9 protein-coding genes are annotated in these 15,734 nt (G+C 64.0%); 8 read left to right on the forward strand and 1 reads right to left on the reverse strand.

Translation table 11 applies throughout. The features are described from left to right. Nucleotides 1-38 precede the first annotated feature (38 nt). From AC3WL2_RS07325 to AC3WL2_RS07335, 3 genes are all read left to right on the forward strand, one after another. Entirely contained in the window at nucleotides 39-1,367 is a 1,329-nt protein-coding gene (locus AC3WL2_RS07325; protein ID WP_102681755.1) for a S41 family peptidase, read from the forward strand. A gap of 8 nt (nucleotides 1,368-1,375) precedes the next feature. Next, nucleotides 1,376-2,143: a divergent polysaccharide deacetylase family protein gene (locus tag AC3WL2_RS07330; protein ID WP_102681756.1), complete on the forward strand. Its 768-nt coding sequence runs from the start codon at nucleotides 1,376-1,378 to the stop codon at nucleotides 2,141-2,143. 157 nt (nucleotides 2,144-2,300) lie between these two features. Further along, a complete protein-coding gene (locus tag AC3WL2_RS07335; protein ID WP_102681757.1) occupies nucleotides 2,301-3,785 on the forward strand; it encodes a trypsin-like serine peptidase in 1,485 nt (494 codons plus the stop codon). Nucleotides 3,786-3,839: 54 nt separating this feature from the next. On the opposite strand, the gene AC3WL2_RS07340 is transcribed toward AC3WL2_RS07335, so the two are convergent. Next, complete coding sequence (locus tag AC3WL2_RS07340; protein WP_256582519.1) at nucleotides 3,840-5,786, reverse strand: BCCT family transporter; 1,947 nt, start codon at nucleotides 5,784-5,786, stop codon at nucleotides 3,840-3,842. 536 nt (nucleotides 5,787-6,322) lie between these two features. Here AC3WL2_RS07340 and betI point away from each other — a divergent pair. The 5 genes from betI (at nucleotide 6,323) to mscK (ending at nucleotide 15,609) form a co-directional block, all read left to right on the forward strand. Then, the gene (gene betI, locus AC3WL2_RS07345) at nucleotides 6,323-6,979 is read left to right on the forward strand and encodes a transcriptional regulator BetI (RefSeq protein ID WP_102681759.1); all 657 of its coding nucleotides are present in this window, start codon (nucleotides 6,323-6,325) and stop codon (nucleotides 6,977-6,979) included. A 38-nt stretch (nucleotides 6,980-7,017) separates the two neighbouring features. Beyond that, nucleotides 7,018-8,490 (forward strand): betaine-aldehyde dehydrogenase, encoded by a 1,473-nt coding sequence (gene betB, locus AC3WL2_RS07350; RefSeq protein ID WP_102681760.1) that lies wholly within the window; start codon nucleotides 7,018-7,020, stop codon nucleotides 8,488-8,490. A gap of 75 nt (nucleotides 8,491-8,565) precedes the next feature. Next, a complete protein-coding gene (betA, locus tag AC3WL2_RS07355; RefSeq protein ID WP_102681761.1) occupies nucleotides 8,566-10,263 on the forward strand; it encodes a choline dehydrogenase in 1,698 nt (565 codons plus the stop codon). 262 nt (nucleotides 10,264-10,525) lie between these two features. After that, on the forward strand, nucleotides 10,526-12,268 hold the full coding sequence (locus AC3WL2_RS07360) for a potassium/proton antiporter (RefSeq protein ID WP_102681762.1): 1,743 nt from the start codon (nucleotides 10,526-10,528) through the stop codon (nucleotides 12,266-12,268). 35 nt (nucleotides 12,269-12,303) lie between these two features. Then, nucleotides 12,304-15,609 carry a mechanosensitive channel MscK gene (mscK, locus tag AC3WL2_RS07365; protein ID WP_102681763.1) on the forward strand — a complete coding sequence of 1,102 codons (3,306 nt, stop codon included), beginning with the start codon at nucleotides 12,304-12,306 and terminating at the stop codon, nucleotides 15,607-15,609. Nucleotides 15,610-15,734: the final 125 nt, after the last annotated feature.

The raw sequence follows: 15,734 nt of genomic DNA on the forward strand, positions 1-15,734 counted from the left end.
CCAGCAGGAGCACCAACAGGATCAGGAGTTCGTTCGACATGCTGCACTCGCCTCGCCTCACCCAGCTGGCCCTGACCATCGCCCTGGTCATCGGCGCGCCCTTGGCCATTGCCGCCGAACCGGCCAAGCCAGTGGCCAGGCAGGCCGCGGTGCCGGCCACCGAGGTGACCGCCAAGGCGCCGCTGCCGCTGGAGGAGCTGCGCACCTTCGCAGAGGTCATGGACCGCATCAAGGCGGCCTATGTCGAACCGGTCGACGACAAGACCCTGCTGGAAAACGCCATCAAAGGCATGCTCAGCAACCTCGACCCGCACTCGGCCTACCTTGGCCCCGAAGACTTCCAGGAGCTGCAGGAAAGCACCAGCGGCGAGTTCGGCGGCCTGGGGATAGAGGTCGGCATGGAGGACGGCTTCGTCAAGGTGGTCTCCCCCATCGACGACACTCCGGCCTCCCGCGCCGGCATCGAGGCCGGTGACCTGATCGTCAAGATCAATGGCGCGCCAACCCGCGGTCAGACCATGACCGAGGCCGTGGACAAGATGCGCGGCAAGATTGGCGAGAAAATCACCCTCACACTGGTGCGCGACGGCGGCACGCCGTTCGACGTGACGCTGGCCCGTGCGGTGATCCAGGTCAAGAGCGTCAAGAGCCAGCTGCTGGAGAACGACTACGGCTACATCCGCATCACCCAGTTCCAGGTCAAGACTGGCGACGAGGTGGGCAAGGCCCTGGCCAAGCTACGCAAGGACAACGGCAAGAAGCTGCGCGGCGTGGTTCTCGACCTGCGCAACAACCCCGGCGGCGTGCTGCAGTCGGCGGTGGAAGTGGCCGACCACTTCCTCACCAAAGGCCTGATCGTCTACACCAAGGGCCGCATCGCCAACTCCGAGCTACGCTACTCCGCCGACCCGGCCGATGCCAGCGAAGGCGTGCCACTGGTGGTGTTGATCAACGGCGGCAGCGCCTCGGCCTCGGAGATCGTCGCCGGCGCCCTGCAGGACCAGAAGCGTGCCGTGCTGATGGGCACCGACAGCTTCGGCAAGGGCTCGGTACAGACCGTGCTGCCATTGGCCAACGACCGTGCGCTGAAGCTCACCACCGCGCTGTACTTCACCCCCAATGGCCGGTCGATCCAGGCCCAGGGCATCGTCCCGGACATCGAAGTGCGCCCGGCCAAGCTGACCGCCGAAGCCGACAACGACAACTTCAAGGAAGCCGATCTGCAGGGTCACCTGGGCAACGGCAATGGCGGTGCCGACCGACCGACCGGCAGTGCCAAGCGCAAGGATCGCCCGCAGGACAACGACTTCCAGCTCAGCCAGGCCCTCAGCCTGCTCAAGGGCCTGAACATCACCAAGGGTGACTGATACCCACCATGCGTTATCTGCTGTCCCTGCTGTTCTGCCTGCTGGCCGTCGTCGCGCACGCGGCGCCCGCCGGCAAGGCCTACATGAGCATCATCATCGACGACCTCGGCCAAAGCAGCGAGCGCGACAGCCGCACGCTCGCCCTGCCCGGCCCTGTGACCATGGCGATCATGCCCGACACCCCGCATGCCACCGACTTCGCCCGCCAGGCCCACAAGGCCGGACGCACGGTGATCCTGCACATGCCCATGGACCCGGCTGCCGGGCCTTACGCCTGGCACCCGGGCGTCGCCCTCGACGAACTGGCCCGGCGCCTGGATGCCGCCCTGGCCAAGGTGCCCTACGCCGCCGGCATCAACAACCACATGGGTAGCCGCATGACCGCCCAGCGCGAGCCCATGACCTGGTTGATGGGTGAACTGCAACGCCGCCATCTGTTCTTCGTCGACAGCCGCACCAGTGCGGCGACGGTGGCGGCGGCAGAGGCGCAGGCTACCGGCCTGGCCCATGTCTCCCGGGATGTGTTCCTTGATGACGTGCGCACCGTCGAGGCAATCAACGCGCAGCTGCAGCAAGGTATCGCCCTGGCCCGCCGACAGGGCTCGGCGGTACTCATCGGCCATCCCTACCCGCAGACCCTGGAGGTACTGCAAAGGGAAATACCTCAACTGACGCGACAGGGCATAGAGCTGATCGGTTTGCACCAGATGATCGGCGAACGTGGCAACCAGGCCATGCCCGCCCATGGCCGGCAGGGCCGCTACAGTAATCGCTGAAACCGTCAGGTCCTGGGCGTGCTTGTGCTGGCAAGCATGCGCTCAACTTCCTGGGTAACTGGAGCGAAAGGCAGTTCGCGCCAGGCTAACTTAAGTACCGCTTTCTCCTGTTCGCGACCGGCCAAATTAGAGCCGGCAATTCGACAAGGAGAATTCAATGCCCATACTCCCCCTCCATTGGCCTGCCGTGCTCATGGCCGGTCTTTCCCTCCAGGCGCTCGCCAGCCAGCCCGTTATCCCATCGTCCACACCCGAGACGCTCAATAACGCCCAAGGCGAGAATGCGCGCTGGAGCGGAATCGGGCGGCTGTCCTTGCCCGATAGCACGCAGTGCATCGGTACGCTTGTCGACAGCCGTGATCCTTCGACGCCGTCGAGCGGTCCGGCCTATGTCATCACCAGCGGACACTGTGTCGACCAACGTAACGGCACTATCGTCCAGGACAAGGCACTGGAAGGCTCGATCAGCTTCAACTACTTCGTGGACACCGCTGCAAAGCGCAAGACCTTTCCATTCAAGCGCATTGTCTGGAGCAGCATGCAAGGTAGCGACCTGGCCCTGATCGAACTCGACGCCCGCCTGCAGCAGGTCATGGCCGAGGGCATCCAGCCTCTACGTCTCGGCCCAAGCCCGGCAACAGGCAGCCACGTGCAGGTGATCGGCGAACCCAGTCGTCCCGACCAAGGGCTACGCCTGAGTAGCTGCACGGAACAGGCTGTCGAGGTTGTCATCGAGTATCCCTGGGTATGGCGCAATGCCCGGAGCAATGACTGCCCAGGCATGCACGAGGGTGCCTCGGGCAGCCCAGTGATCGACAGCAGCAATGGCCAGGTTGTCAGCGTAGTGAACAGTGGCCGCCAGAATAGATCAGACAGCCTACCGTGCAGCCTGCACAACCCCTGCGCTGACCATCAGGACGATCAGCTGGGTAATGGGCCCGTCAATTTCGCCATGCCGGTGGAGCGAGTAAAGGCATGCTTTCGCGCAGGACAGGTCGATCTGGAACAGCAAAACTGCGACCTGCTGCCCGGGTTCGAACTCAAGCAGGACAAGCCCGGGAGCCGCTGGCGCAGGCTAGCGACGAACGATGACGGGACTACGCTTTCCCCCACATGGGGCGTGGGCTTCACCATCGACACTCGCTACTACCGCTACAAGCCGACGCAGGATGCGCGGGCCTGTGAAGATCCTGTGAATTATAGTGGTGCAGTCCTATCAGGAAGCAATCGGATCGATGATCCGATCGGCACCGCACCAGGCAGGTACTTCCTATGCGTAATTGGCGTCGGGTCGCAACAGCAAAGGCCTTCACACGCATTGATGAACAACGCCTGGAGCCTGCCGATCGAAGTGCTTCCAGCGCAGGTGTCGCAGGTGAGTTACTCAAGCGAACGTACGACTGACGGGCATGTCAGGATCCAATGGCAGCACGACCAGCCCAATCTCAAACGCTACCTGATCAAGTTCGGCCCGATCGAGAAATTGGACTGCAATCTGCCAATGCGTTATCGACCACTGATGTTTGACAGCCACATCATTCTGAAATCACAACTGCCCCTCAAGTTGTGCGGCATTGCCGTTGATGTGGACGGCAAGAAATCGACACCACGCAGCGACATCCTGAACGCACTCGACGACTGAAACGACGAGGGCCCCGGTCTTTCGATCGGGGCCCTCGTTCATGCGCGGTCCGGATTAGCTGTACACACGCCCCAGCAGCTGGCGGTGGCTTTCGAACTGATCAAGCACATCACGCACGATCTGCTCGCGGGTGAAGCCCATCAGGTCGTACTCCTGGCTGCCGTCGTGCAGGTACACCTCGGCGCGGTAGAAGCGCTGCTGCACTTCCGGCTCGCCCTCGACCGGCGCCTCGCTCGGCGCGGCCAGGTAGCCATCCAGGCTGGCCTCGTAGACGAAGGGGTTGCCCTCTTCCATCATCACACGCAGGCCCATCATGTTGCGCGATTGACCTACCCGGGTCTCGACCTCGAAGCCCAGGGTACGCAGTTGCTCGGCGGCTTCTTTCAGCGCCGGGCTGACCTGTTTGTCCATGAACCGCTGCACCACGGCCTGGGTCGGCTGCAGATCCAGCTGGCTGAGACGCTCGCTGAAACCGCGACGACCACGGGCGGCCAGTTCGGCGCGCTCGCTCTCGACCGCGACGTCCTGCTTCATGGCCTTCATCAGGCCGAACATGAACAGTACCAGAACCACCGAGAACGGCAGGCCGGCCAGTACCACCATGGTCTGCATGGCTTCGAAGTTACCGGCGAACAGCAGGCCGATGGTCACCAGGGTGATCACCACCGACCAGAACACCACCATCCAGTGCGGGGCGTCTTCGTCGACCTTGCCGCCTTTGCACGACAGGTTCGCCATCATCACCGCGCCGGAGTCGGCCGGAGTGAGGAACAGCACGAAGCCGACGAACACCGCCACACCGATGACGATCTTCGCCGCCGGGAAGTACTCGAGCAGCTGGTAGATCGACATCGACGGCTGTTCCAGCGCGGTCTTGCCCAGCTCCACGGCGCCCTGGTTGATCACCAGGTCCAGCGCAGTGTTGCCGAAGATCGACAGCCACGCCAGGGTGAAGCCCAACGGGATCAGCAGCACGCCGCTGACCAGCTGGCGCACGGTCCGGCCCTTGGAGATACGGGCGATGAACATGCCGACGAACGGGCCCCAGGAGATCCACCAGGCCCAGTAGAACACGGTCCACAGGCCCAGCCAGCGCTCGGACTTGTCGTTGTCGCCTTCATAGACATAGAGGTCGAAGGTCTTCAGCACGACACCGTTGAGGTAGTCGCCGACGTTCTGCACGAAGCCGTTTAGCAGGTGCAGGGTATTGCCGGCCAGCAGCACGAAGATCAACAGGCCGCTGAACAGCAGGATGTTCAGGTTGGACAGGCGGCGGATGCCGTTCTCCACGCCCGACACCGCGGCAACGGTGGCCACGCCGGCCATGACCAGGATCACCACCAGCAGGTTGGTCTTGCTGTGGTCCATGCCAAACAGGTATTCCAGGCCCGAGGCCACCTGCATCGAGCCGATGCCCAGATTGGTCACCAGGCCCAGCAGGGTGACGAACATGCCGAAGATGTCCACGGCATGGCCCGCGCCACCCTTGACCCAACGCTCACCGACCAGCGGGTAGAGCGCCGAGCGCAGTGCCAGCGGCTGGTTGTGACGGTAGGCGAAGTAACCCACGGCCAGGCCGACCAGGGCGTAGATCGCCCAGCCGTGCAGGCCCCAGTGCAGGAAGGTCAGTTGCAGGCCCTGGCGCGCGGCCTCGAGGCTGGCAGGCGTACCTTCCGGTGGGTTGAAGTAGTGGTCCAGTGGCTCGGAAGCGCCGAAGTACAGCAGCGAGATACCGATACCGGAGGAGAACAGCATGCCGGCCCAGGCGCCGTAGCTGAAGTCCGGGGTGTCGTCCTTGCCGCCCAGCTTGAGCTTGCCGAAGTCGGAAAATGCCAGGTAGACGACAAACAGCAGGTAACCGCAGATCACCAGCATGTAGTACCAGCCAAAGGTGCGCGTCAGCCACTTCTGGGCGACGCCAAGCACCTGGCCGGCGATATCGGGTACAGCGATCAGCAAGGCAGTCAGAACAAGGATCATCAGCGCCGAGGTGAAAAACACCACGTGGTTGACCCGTACCCGCTCGGCGGGGGGCTTTGTCAGGGAAGCAGAACTCATTGCACGAATGCTCCGGGCAGTGCGGCAGTGGAGGCTAAACAGTTATGTCCCACGCAATTGGTGCAATAGCCCTACTGCGCAAGGTGTTATAAAAGGCACCCTGGAAACCGTGATCCCGAATCGAAACGTTGCAAAAAACCAGACCGGTCGCCTGTCGCTTCTTGCGCACGCCATCGCTGGGTGCGCGCATTAGCCACAGACACCTGGCCCGCTCCAAAGGGCCGGCCGCGCGGCCTGTGGCCACTCGGCAGAATCTGTCTTTCGCATCGCTCATGCCCGTCAACGCCTTGTATTCCGGGGGTTACGCGATTTCCTGGGGTGTCGATTCGTGCCCCTGTGACCGTCCCAAAAACTGTCAATGGCACAAATTGTCGCAGAGCTTATTCTTTATTGATTGAACGTTCAATCAAAACAAAATAGACTGGCCTTCGCCGAGGTAGCCGCTTGTCGTCTGCCCGCAGGCCTGAGGAGATAGCAAGATGCCCAAGGTCGGTATGCAACCCATCCGCCGCCAGCAGTTGATCGAAGCCACCTTGCAGGCGGTCGATCAGGTCGGACTGGGAGATGCCAGCATTGCGCTGATTGCCCGTTTGGCCGGCGTGTCGAACGGCATCATCAGTCACTACTTTCAGGACAAGAACGGCCTGATCGCAGCGACGATGCGCTACATCATGAACATGCTCAACGAGGGTGTGATCGCGCGTCGTCAGGCCCTCACGGACGACAGCCCGCGTGCCCACCTGAAGGTGATCATCGAAGGCAACTTCGATGCGAGCCAGGTGAATGGCCCGGCAATGAAAACCTGGCTGGCCTTCTGGGCCTCCAGCATGCACCAGCCGTCTTTGCACAGGTTGCAGCGGATCAACGACCACCGCCTGTACTCCAACCTGTGCTGCCAGTTCCGCCGTGTCCTGCCGCTCTACCATGCGCGCAAGGCCGCCCGCGGGCTGGCGGCCCTGATCGACGGCCTGTGGTTGCGTGGCGCCCTCTCGGGTGACGCATTCGACACCGAGCAGGCAATACGCATCGCTTACGAATACATGGATCTACAACTGGCTAAACAGCAGTCCCTGGATACAAACAACCAGGCCTCTGAACAGCCGCGCGCAGCGACCAGCCAACCGGCAGGAGCGTGACGCGGCAGCCAACCACACACTGCACTTGCGAGGACACTATGGCCCGTTTCGGAACGCAAAAACTCTACATCGATGGCGCTTACGTAGACGCTGGCAGCGATGCCACCTTCGAAGCCATCAACCCGGCTACCGGCGAAGTCCTCGCCCACGTGCAGCGCGCAACTCAAGCTGACGTCGAGAAGGCCGTCGAAAGCGCCGAGCGTGGCCAGAAAGTCTGGGCCGCCATGACCGCCATGCAGCGTTCGCGCATCCTGCGCCGCGCCGTCGACATCCTGCGCGAGCGCAACGACGAGCTGGCCATGCTGGAAACCCTGGACACCGGCAAGTCGTACTCCGAGACTCGCTACGTCGACATCGTCACCGGCGCCGACGTGCTGGAATACTATGCAGGCCTGGTGCCGGCCATCGAAGGCGAGCAGATTCCGCTGCGCGAATCGTCCTTCGTCTACACCCGCCGCGAGCCGCTGGGCGTGACCGTTGGTATCGGCGCCTGGAACTACCCGATCCAGATCGCCCTGTGGAAATCCGCCCCGGCCCTGGCCGCCGGCAACGCGATGATCTTCAAGCCGTCGGAAGTCACCTCGCTGACCACCCTGAAACTGGCCGAGATCTTCACCGAAGCCGGCCTGCCGAACGGCGTGTTCAACGTGCTGACCGGCAGCGGCCGCGAAGTCGGCACCTGGCTGACCGAGCACCCACGCATCGAGAAGGTCTCCTTCACCGGTGGCACCACCACCGGCAAGAAGGTCATGGCCAGCGCCTCGAGCTCGTCGCTCAAGGAAGTCACCATGGAACTGGGCGGCAAGTCGCCGCTGATCATCTGCGACGACGCCGACCTGGACAAGGCCGCCGACATCGCCATGATGGCCAACTTCTACAGCTCCGGTCAGGTCTGCACCAACGGCACCCGCGTGTTCGTGCCTGCCTCGATGAAGGCCGCCTTCGAAGCCAAGATCGCCGAGCGCGTCGCCCGCATCCGTGCCGGCAACCCGGAAGACGAGAACACCAACTTCGGCCCGCTGGTCAGCTTCCAGCACATGGAAAGCGTGCTGTCCTACATCGCCAAGGGTAAAGAAGAAGGCGCCCGCGTCCTGTGCGGCGGTGAGCGTCTGCTGGACGGCGACTTCGCCAAGGGCGCGTTCGTCGCCCCGACCGTGTTCACCGACTGCACCGACGACATGACCATCGTCAAGGAAGAGATCTTCGGCCCGGTGATGAGCATCCTCAGCTACGAGACCGAGGAAGAAGTCATCCGTCGCGCCAACGACACCGAATACGGCCTGGCCGCCGGTGTCTGCACCAACGACATCAGCCGCGCCCACCGCATCATCCACAAGCTCGAAGCCGGTATCTGCTGGATCAACGCCTGGGGCGAGTCGCCGGCCGAAATGCCGGTTGGCGGTTACAAGCAGTCGGGCGTCGGCCGTGAAAACGGTGTCAGCTCGCTGGCTCAATACACTCGCATCAAGTCGGTTCAGGTCGAGCTGGGCGGCTACAACTCGGTTTTCTAAACCTGGTTCCGCCACGCCCGCGCCCTTGAGCGCGGGCGTTTCCGCTCCCTGACAACTGCCAACGAGGGTACTTCAATGTCCCAAGAATTCGATTACATCATCGTCGGTGCCGGCTCCGCCGGTAACACCCTGGCCACCCGCCTGACCGAAGACGCCAGCGTCACCGTGCTGCTGCTGGAAGCCGGTGGCCCCGACTACCGCTTCGACTTCCGCACCCAGATGCCGGCCGCCCTGGCCTTCCCGCTGCAAGGTCGCCGCTACAACTGGGCCTACGAGACCGACCCGGAGCCGCATATGGACGGTCGCCGCATGGAATGTGGCCGCGGCAAGGGCCTGGGCGGTTCGTCGCTGATCAACGGCATGTGCTACATCCGCGGCAACGCCATGGACTTCGACGGCTGGGCTGAACTGCCAGGCCTCGAGGACTGGACCTACCTGGACTGCCTGCCGTACTTCCGTAAGGCCGAAACCCGCGACATCGGCCCGAACGACTACCACGGCGGCGAAGGCCCGGTCAGCGTGGCCACGCCGAAAGCCGGCAACAACCCGCTGTTCCACGCCATGGTCGAGGCCGGCGTGCAAGCCGGCTACCCGCGCACCGAAGACCTCAACGGCTACCAGCAGGAAGGCTTCGGCCCGATGGACCGTTCGGTCACCAAGAATGGTCGTCGTTCCAGCACCGCCCGTGGCTACCTGGACCAGGCCAAGAAGCGTCCGAACCTGACCATCGTCACCCACGCCTTGAGCGACCGCGTGCTGTTCGACAACAAGCGCGCTGTTGGCGTGACTTACCTGGTCGGTGACAGCGAAGAGCGCGTCGAAGCGCGCGCCCGCAAGGAAGTCATCGTTTCTTCCGGCGCCATCGCCTCGCCGCAACTGCTGCAGCGCTCCGGCGTCGGCCCGCGCGCCCTGCTGGAAAGCCTCGACATTCCAGTGGTCCACGACCTGCCGGGCGTCGGCGAGAACCTGCAGGACCACCTCGAGCTGTACCTGCAGTACGCCTGCACCCAGCCGGTGTCGCTGTACCCGTCGCTGCTGTGGTGGAACCAGCCGGCCATCGGTGCCGAGTGGCTGTTCAACGGCACCGGCATCGGCGCCAGCAACCAGTTCGAGGCCGGTGGTTTCATCCGCACCCGCCCTGAATTCAAGTGGCCGAACATCCAGTACCACTTCCTGCCGGTAGCGATTAACTACAACGGCTCGAACGGTGTGAAAGAGCACGGCTTCCAGGCACACATGGGCTCCATGCGCTCGCCAGCCCGTGGTCGCATCCAGGCCAAGTCGAAAGACCCGCGCCAGCACCCGAGCATCCTGTTCAACTACATGTCCACCGAGCAGGACTGGCAGGAATTCCGCGACGGCATCCGCCTGACCCGCGAAATCATGGCCCAGCCGGCGCTGGACCCGTACCGCGGCCGCGAGATCAGCCCGGGCGCCCACGTGCAGACCGATGAAGAGTTGGACAAATTCATCCGCGAGCACGCCGAAACCGCCTTCCACCCGTCCTGCTCGTGCAAGATGGGCACCGACGACATGGCCGTAGTCGATGGCGAGGGTCGCGTGCACGGCATGCAGGGCCTGCGCGTCGTCGATGCGTCGATCATGCCGCTGATCATCACCGGCAACCTCAACGCCACCACGATCATGATCGCCGAGAAGATCTCGGACAAGATCCGTGGCCGCAAGCCGCTGCCGCGCAGCACCGCCAAGTACTACGTGGCGGGCGATGCACCGGTGAAGGGCAAGCCGATGCGTGAAGTGAAGCAGGCCTGACCTGCTTGGCTTCATCGCAGGCAAGCCGGCTCCCACAGCTAGCACCCGTACTCAAGGGCTGTGACGACCCTGTGGGAGCTGGCTTGCCAGCGATGAGGCCGTAACAGGCAACACAAGAAAAGGCACCTTTCGAGGTGCCTTTTCTACATCTGCAGAAACGCTTTACAGGCTGCCAATTCATCAGGTTAGAATCGATTGGCACGCGACCTGCTAGTTCATAGTTGCACGCCCCCTTTCCCCCGCTGTCCCGGAGTACCTGCCTTTGGATGCAAGCACCATCAACAGCCTGTTCCTGATCGGCGCATTGCTGGTGGGTGCAAGTATCCTGGTCAGCTCGCTGTCATCGCGCCTGGGCATCCCCATCCTGGTCATCATCCTCGCGGTCGGCATGGTCGCTGGCGTGGACGGTGGCGGCATCATTTTCAACAACTACCCGACCGCCTACCTGGTGGGCAACCTGGCGCTCGCGGTCATCCTGCTCGACGGCGGCCTGCGCACCCGGGTGGCGAGCTTCCGCGTGGCGCTGTGGCCGGCGCTGTCGCTGGCCACGGTGGGCGTGTTGATCACCACTGGACTGACCGGCATGGTCGCCGCCTGGCTGTTCGACCTGAGCCTCATCCAGGGCCTGCTGATTGGCGCCATCGTCGGCTCCACGGACGCGGCGGCGGTGTTCTCGCTGCTCGGCGGCAAGGGCCTCAACGAACGGGTCACCGCCACCCTGGAGATCGAGTCGGGCAGCAACGACCCGATGGCGGTGTTCCTCACCGTGACCCTGATCGACATGATCGCCAGCGGCCAGACCGGCCTGCACTGGAGCCTGCTCACCCACCTGCTGCGCGAGTTCGGCATCGGCGGTCTGATAGGCCTGGGCGGCGGCTGGCTGATGCTGCAATTGGTCAACCGCATCAACCTGGCCGGCGGCCTGTACCCGATCCTGGTAGTGGCCGGCGGCCTGGTGGTGTTCTCCCTGACCAACGCCCTGCACGGCAGCGGTTTCCTCGCGGTTTACCTGTGCGGGCTGGTGCTGGGCAACAAGCCGATCCGCAGTCGCCACGGCATCCTGCACATGCTCGACGGCATGGCCTGGCTGGCCCAGATCGGCATGTTCCTGGTACTGGGCCTGCTGGTCACGCCCCACGACCTGCTGCCCATCGCCCTGCCCGCCCTGGGCCTGGCATTGTGGATGATCCTGGTCGCCCGGCCACTGTCGGTGGTCGCCGCACTGCTACCGTTCAAGGCCTTCCATGGCCGCGAGAAAGGCTTCATCAGCTGGGTCGGCCTGCGCGGCGCGGTGCCGATCATTCTGGCGGTGTTCCCGTTGATGGCCGGCCTGCCCCAGGCCCAGCTGTTCTTCAACCTGGCGTTTTTCATCGTGCTGGTGTCGCTGCTGGTGCAAGGCACAAGCCTGCCGTGGATGGCCAAGCTGCTGAAGGTCACGGTACCGCCGGACCCGGCGCCGATTTCGCGCTCCGCGCTGGAGGTGCACGTCACCAGCGAATGGGAGCTGTTCGTCTACCGCCTGGGCGCCGAAAAATGGTGCATCGGCGCTGCCCTGCGCGAGCTGAAGATGCCCGAAGGCACGCGGATCGCCGCCTTGTTCCGCGGCGAGCAGCTGCTGCACCCGTCGGGCAGCACCGTGCTGGAGGTCGGCGACATGCTCTGCGTGATCGGCCACGAACATAACCTGCCGGCGCTGGGCAAGCTGTTCAGCCAGGCGCCGCAACGCGGCCTCGACCTGCGCTTCTTCGGCGATTTCGTGCTCGAAGGCGATGCCGAGCTGGGTGCGGTGGCGGCGCTTTACGGCCTGAAACTCGATGGCCTGGACGCGAAGATGCCGCTGGCGCAGTTCATCCGACAGAAGGTCGGAGGCGCTCCAGTAGTAGGCGACCAGATCGAATGGCACGGCACGATCTGGACCGTCGCGGTCATGGACGGGAACAAGATCCAGAAAGTGGGCGTCAGATTCCCCGAAGGTACCCGCCCCGGCCCCGGGCTGTTCCTCTAAACTCCGATTTGCCGCGTAACACAAGAACTCTGCCTATGTCCCTGCGTGACCATTGCCGCGCAGCCCTGCTGGGGCTGTGCCTGACCCTCTCGTTCGCCGCTGGCGCGGTGGAAATCCCGACCACTCCGGGCATCCAGAGCAGCCTGAGCAAGATCGCCGAGCGCAAACTGCCGGAAACCGAGCAGAAAGCCGTGCAGCAGGTGCTGGAGCAGACACTGGCGCTGCTCAACGCCCGCGACGACAGCGAAAAGAAACTCGAAGCCCTCAAGCAGCAGTTGGCCAATGCCCCCCAGGAGATCCGCGACAGCCAGCGCGAACTGATCAAGCTCAAGGCCTCCAGCGTCGTGCCGGTGGCGCAGCGCTACGCCAGCCTGACGGTGCCGCAGCTCGAACAGATGCTCAGCGAGCGCAGCACTCAGCAGGGCGACCTGCAGAAGGCGCTGTCCGAAGCCAACAGCCTGATCATCAACTCCCAGACCCGCCCGGAGCGCGCCCAGGCCGAGATCAGCGGCAACCAGATGCGTGCCCAGCAGATCAACAACAGCCTCAAGAGCGGCAAGGACAACGGCAAGTCGATCAATGCCGACCAGCGCAACCAGCTCAACGCCGAGCTGGCCTCGCTCAACGCCCTGACCCTGCTGCGCCGCCAGGAACTGGCCGGCAACAGCGTGCTGCAGGACCTGGGCAACGCCCGCCACGACCTGCTGATCGAACGCGCCACAAGGCTGGAACAGGAAATCCAGGACCTGCAGACGCTGATCAACGAAAAGCGCCTGGCGCAGTCGCAACAGGCCGTCACCCGCCAGTCGATCGAGGCGCAGAAGGCCGGCGGCAGCAACCTGCTGGCCACCGAGAGCACCGCCAATCTGCAGTTGTCCGATTACCTGCTGCGCAGCACCGACCGCCTCAACGAGGTGACCCAGCAGAACCTGCGCACCAAGCAGCAGCTCGACAGCCTCACCCAGGCCGACCAGGCCCTCGACGAGCAGATCAACGTACTCAAGGGCAGCTTGCTGCTGTCGAAGATCCTGTACAAGCAGAAGCAGGCCCTGCCGCACCTGAAGCTCGACCGCAACCTGGCCGACCAGATCGCCGATATCCGCCTGTACCAGTTCGAGATCAACCAGGAACGCGAACAGATGAGCAGCCCGTCCGCTTACGTGGACAAGCTGCTGGCCAGCCAGCCCGAGGAAGACGTCACCCCGCAGCTGCGCAAGGCCCTGCTGGAAGTGGCGATCACCCGCGGCGACCTGCTCGAGCGGTTGAACCGCGAGCTGTCGGCGCTGCTCAACGAATGCATCACCCTGCAACTGAACCAGAAACAACTGCTGAGCACTGCCCAGAACCTGCGCACCACGCTGGAAGAGCAGATGTTCTGGATCCCCAGCAACAAACCGCTGGACTGGCAGTGGCTGCGCCAAGTGCCCGAGGGCCTGGCCTACCAGGTGGCCAGCCTGCCCTGGGGCGCGGGCATCAAGGAACTGGCTGACGGCCTGGTGCAACAGCCGCTGCTGTTCCTGCCGCTGATCCTTGTGATCGGCGCCCTGCTGTGGCGGCGTAAGGCGCTGTACCGGCGCCTGGGCAAGGTCCACCAGGACATCGGCCACTTCAAGCGCGACAGCCAGTGGCACACGCCCCAGGCGATCCTGATCAACATCCTGCTGGCCCTGCCGGTGGCCCTGGCCCTGACCCTGGGCAGCTACGCCCTGCAGCTCGATGCCCGTGGGCAGAACGCCAATCTCGGCGCCGCCTTGTGGCAGATCGCCCAGGCATGGCTGGTGTTCTACACCGCCTACCGCATCCTCGCCCCGGGCGGAGTGGCAGAGATCCACTTCCGCTGGCACAAGCCGCAGGTCGAGTTCCTGCGCGGCTGGGTGCGCCGGCTCGGCACCGTGGTGCTGGCCCTGGTCGGTGTGGTGGCAGTGGCCGAACACCAGCCGTCGGCCTTGGCCGAGGACGTGCTGGGCATCGGCGTGGTACTGACCTGCTACGCCCTGATGGCCTGGCTGCTCAGCCGCCTGCTGCTGAGCAGCCCAGCGCACCGCAACACCTCGCTGTTCCGCAAGGCCGTGGGAGTGGCCTTCACCGCCTTGCCCATCGCGCTGTTCGTGGCGGTGTGCTTCGGCTACTACTACACCGCCCTCAAGCTCACCGACCGGTTGATCTACACCCTTTACCTGCTGCTGTTCTGGCTGGTGATCGAGGCCGCGTTCGTGCGTGGCCTGTCGGTGGCGGCGCGGCGCCTGGCCTACCAGCGCGCCCTGAGCAAACGCCAGGCCGCCAAGGAAGGGCTGGATGGCGAGGTGGTGGTCGAGGAGCCGACCCTGGACATCGAGCAGGTCAACCAGCAGTCGCTGCGCCTGATTCGCCTGGCCCTGCTGGGCGGTTTCATCGGCGGGTTGTACTGGGTCTGGGCGGACCTGATCACCGTGTTCGCCTACCTCAACAACATCACCCTGTACGAGTACAGCAGCGGCACCGGCGCAGCTGCCAGCATGGTACCGATCAGCCTCGGCGACCTGCTCGGCGCCATGGTCATCGCCGGTATCGCCGTGGCCCTGGCCAGCAACCTGCCAGGCCTGCTCGAAGTGCTGGTGCTGTCACGACTGAACCTGGCCCAGGGCAGCGCATACGCTATTACCACGCTGTTGTCCTATGTAATCGCCGGGGTAGGTATCGTCAGCACCCTGGCCACCCTCGGAGTCAGCTGGGACAAGCTGCAGTGGCTGGTGGCGGCGTTGTCGCTGGGCCTGGGTTTCGGCATGCAGGAGATCTTCGCCAACTTCATCTCCGGCATCATGATCCTGTTCGAACGCCCGGTGCGCATCGGTGACACCATCACCATCGGCAACCTGTCCGGCACGGTGAGCAAGATCCGCATCCGCGCCACCACCATTACCGACTTCGACCGCAAGGACATCATCGTCCCCAACAAGACCTTCATCACCGGCCAGCTGATCAACTGGTCGCTGACCGACACCGTCACCCGGGTGACGCTGAAGCTGGGCATCGACTACGGCTCGGACCTGGACCTGGTGCGCGACCTGCTGCTCAAGGGCGCCCACGAAAACCCGCGGGTGCTCAAGGACCCGGAGCCGCTGGTGTACTTCCTCAACTTCGGCGAAAGCTCGCTGGACCACGAGCTGCGCATGCACGTGCGCGACCTCGGCGACCGCAACCCGACGCTGGACGAGCTCAACCGCTATATCAACCGTGAGTTCAAGGCGCACAACATCAAGATCTCGGTGCGCCAGGTGGAGGTGTTCCTCATGGACGCGAAGAACGGCAAGCAGCAGTTGATCCCGATGGACAGCAAACCGGACAGCACGCCGCCGAGCTGAGTGGACTGCGACAGGCATGCCCTCCAGAATGCAGGCGAGGGCTTTGCCCTCGATCGCCGGCAAGCCGGCTCCCACAAGATGGCATGCCTTGCCCTGTGGGAGCCGGCTCGCCGGCGAAAGGGCCG

It is taken from the genome of Pseudomonas sp. FW305-96 (assembly GCF_058783825.1).

What these genes read in the sequence shown, in the direction of transcription:
- AC3WL2_RS07325 (WP_102681755.1), top strand. Translation starts at nt 39, where the DNA reads ATGCTGCACTCGCCTCGCCTCACCCAGCTGGCCCTGACCATCGCCCTG.
- AC3WL2_RS07330 (WP_102681756.1), top strand. Translation starts at nt 1,376, where the DNA reads ATGCGTTATCTGCTGTCCCTGCTGTTCTGCCTGCTGGCCGTCGTCGCG.
- AC3WL2_RS07335 (WP_102681757.1), top strand. Translation starts at nt 2,301, where the DNA reads ATGCCCATACTCCCCCTCCATTGGCCTGCCGTGCTCATGGCCGGTCTT.
- betI (WP_102681759.1), top strand. Translation starts at nt 6,323, where the DNA reads ATGCCCAAGGTCGGTATGCAACCCATCCGCCGCCAGCAGTTGATCGAA.
- betB (WP_102681760.1), top strand. Translation starts at nt 7,018, where the DNA reads ATGGCCCGTTTCGGAACGCAAAAACTCTACATCGATGGCGCTTACGTA.
- betA (WP_102681761.1), top strand. Translation starts at nt 8,566, where the DNA reads ATGTCCCAAGAATTCGATTACATCATCGTCGGTGCCGGCTCCGCCGGT.
- mscK (WP_102681763.1), top strand. Translation starts at nt 12,304, where the DNA reads ATGTCCCTGCGTGACCATTGCCGCGCAGCCCTGCTGGGGCTGTGCCTG.